The organism is Desulfofundulus sp. (assembly GCF_049701015.1).
Taxonomy (GTDB): Bacteria; Bacillota; Desulfotomaculia; order Desulfotomaculales; family Desulfovirgulaceae; genus Desulfofundulus.
Genome location: NZ_JBNATZ010000420.1, coordinates 1 through 2,541, shown reverse-complemented (window position 1 = coordinate 2,541; position 2,541 = coordinate 1). Strand labels below are relative to the sequence as shown.

Annotated in this window: 3 protein-coding genes; 2 read left to right on the top strand and 1 reads right to left on the bottom strand. The window is 52.1% G+C overall.

The features are described from left to right. Nucleotides 1-314, bottom strand: a 314-nt coding sequence (gene dtd, locus ACPLUI_RS15075; RefSeq protein ID WP_424661058.1) for a D-aminoacyl-tRNA deacylase, incomplete at its 3' end; no start/stop codon positions are given. A gap of 411 nt (nucleotides 315-725) precedes the next feature. On the opposite strand from dtd, the gene ACPLUI_RS15070 reads away from it, so the two are divergent. Both ACPLUI_RS15070 and ACPLUI_RS15065 read left to right on the top strand, forming a co-directional pair. Next, nucleotides 726-2,078, top strand: a complete 1,353-nt coding sequence (locus tag ACPLUI_RS15070) for a sigma-54 interaction domain-containing protein (RefSeq protein ID WP_424661057.1) — start codon at nucleotides 726-728, stop codon at nucleotides 2,076-2,078. Between the two features lie 242 nt (nucleotides 2,079-2,320). Beyond that, nucleotides 2,321-2,541 (top strand): NifB/NifX family molybdenum-iron cluster-binding protein (locus ACPLUI_RS15065; protein WP_424661056.1); only part of this gene is annotated, 221 nt, incomplete at its 3' end.

Genomic DNA, 2,541 nt, shown 5'->3' with positions numbered 1-2,541 from the left:
AGCTCACGGGCCGGTTCCGGCCTGGCGGCCCGGTCAAAACCCGGCCGCCTGCCCTGCCGGCAATCCCCGTAAAGAGTGAACTGGGAGACAACGAGCATTTCCCCTCCGGTGTCTAGCACCGAGCGGTTCATTTTACCCTGCTCGTCCTCAAATATGCGTAAACCGGCCACTTTTTGCGCCAGGTAGCGGGCGTCCTCAACGCCGTCTTCCCGCCCCACCCCCAGCAGCACCACGAGCCCGGGTCCGGTAACCGACACCCGCTCTCCACCAACCGTAACTGAACCTCTGGTCACCCGCTGAACTACTGCCCGCACGATCAATCCCTCTTTCAGCTTCAACACCGGCCGGTACAGAACACCAGCTCCCGGTCCTGCCGGCCGGGTCCATACCTGCACATCCTGTCCCTCGCCCCGCGGAGGCTCTCACATATTATGCCCCACTTAGAGCCCACCGCAGAACACCCACAGGTCGAAATACGTTTTCTACATACGTTTTCTAAATACGTTTTCTTCACCGTTGCCGGGGCTATAACTTCTGTAACGGAGCTGCCATCAGAGGCCAGAAAGCACGGCTTAAAGATTCGCCGTCAACCAGGCTGTTTCCTGCCTGTTTCCTTATTTAACCTTACACACAGTCCGAAATGACACGTTTTAAATTATTGCTTTTTGGCAACCGTAATGCTAATATGGACATATGTAATAAATGTCTTGAGGGCTGAATCCGGTATGGATGTAGCAGCTGATATTATCCCGGTTATCTTAAACAGTATCAGCGATGGTGTTTTTACTGTTAATCTCGATTGGCGCATTACTTTCTTTAACCGGGCTGCGGAGGAAATTACAGGGGTCCCCCGTGAAGAAGCCGTCGGGCGTTTTTGCTGGGAAGTATTTCGCGCCAGCATTTGCGAGAGGGAATGTGCGTTGAAACATACTCTGGAAACCGGTTGTCCGGTGATAAACAGGGCTGTTTATATTGTTAATGCTTACGGTAAAAAAGTTCCCATCAGCATAAGCACCGGCATACTCAGGAACGAGGCCCGGCAGGTCATCGGCGGTGTGGAAACCTTCCGCGACCTCTCCCTGGTTGAAGAATTACGCAGAGAATTGCGGGGGCGCTATACTTTTGCCGATATCATAAGCAGGAATCACAGGATGCAGGAAATATTTTCGATTCTTCCAGACATAGCGGAAAGTGATAGCACGGTGTTGATTGAAGGTCCGACCGGTTCGGGAAAGGAACTGTTAGCCAGGGCCATTCATAATTTAAGCCCGCGAAGGGATAAACCCCTTGTAGCCGTAAATTGTGCCGCCCTTCCGGATACTTTGCTGGAGTCGGAGCTTTTCGGTTATGAGGCAGGCGCCTTTACCGATGCCAGGAAGAGCAAGCCCGGTCGTTTTGCCAGGGCTCAAGGGGGAACTCTTTTCCTGGATGAAATTGGCGACATTTCTCCGGCTTTACAGGTAAAACTTTTGCGGGTGTTACAGGAAAAAGAATTCGAACCTCTGGGTGCCGTGCGTCCGGTAAAGGCCGATGTACGGGTACTGGCAGCTACCAATAAAGACCTGGCCGCGCTGGTAGAAAAGGGTTTATTTCGTCAGGATTTGTACTACCGGATCAATGTGATTAAAATTACACTGCCTCCTTTATCTGAGCGCAAGGAAGACATTCCTCTACTCGTGGAACATTTTATCGACAGGTTAAACATCCTGCGGGGCAAAGCCATTGATGGAATTTCTGAAGAAGCCCTGGCCCTGTTATGGCAGCACGACTTCCCAGGTAATATACGGGAACTGGAAAATGTCATTGAACATGCCTTTATCCTTTGCAAAGGTGGGCTCATCAAACCGGAGCACCTGCCTCCTTATCTGCAGACCGCTGGTGATGGACCCTGTCCCGGGAAAGGCAAAACCCTGGCCGAAATGGAAGCCCGGATGATTTATGAAGCGCTTATCAGGAACCGGGGGAAACGCAGTCTGGCAGCCAGGGAACTGGGCATTGACAAGACCACGCTATGGCGCAAAATGAAGCGATATGGCATAAAAATCCCGGCCAGTGACAGTTTGAACAGGGCAGAATAAAGTTGCATTTTGCAATAGCAATATGCTTGGAACGGGTGCACTTTGCAATTGAGTCGCCACCGTTTTGCCCAGGGAAATGTGGACGGGTGAGGCCGCGGGGTATTCGGACGACGGGGGCCTTCGCCGCCCTCACTTTTACTCTGGCACGTTCTTTGCACGGGGTAATGGGAACAGACGGGGTTGCAAACTGAAGAGGCATTGCTGCTGCCAGATATGAAACGACTTGGACGGGGTGTAAAATTATGAAAGTTGCTCTCGCCAGGTGGAGCAATCGCATATCCCCCCTCTTCGATGTGGCTCAGGAAGCGCTGGTGGTGGAAATCAGCCGGGGCCAAATTATTTCCAGAAAGCACGTAAGGCTGGATGATTCAGGGTGGCCTCCCCGGATTGAACAACTTGCCCGTCTGGGAGTTAAGGTACTCATATGTGGCGCCATAAGCAACTTTCTTTTGCACCAGGTGAT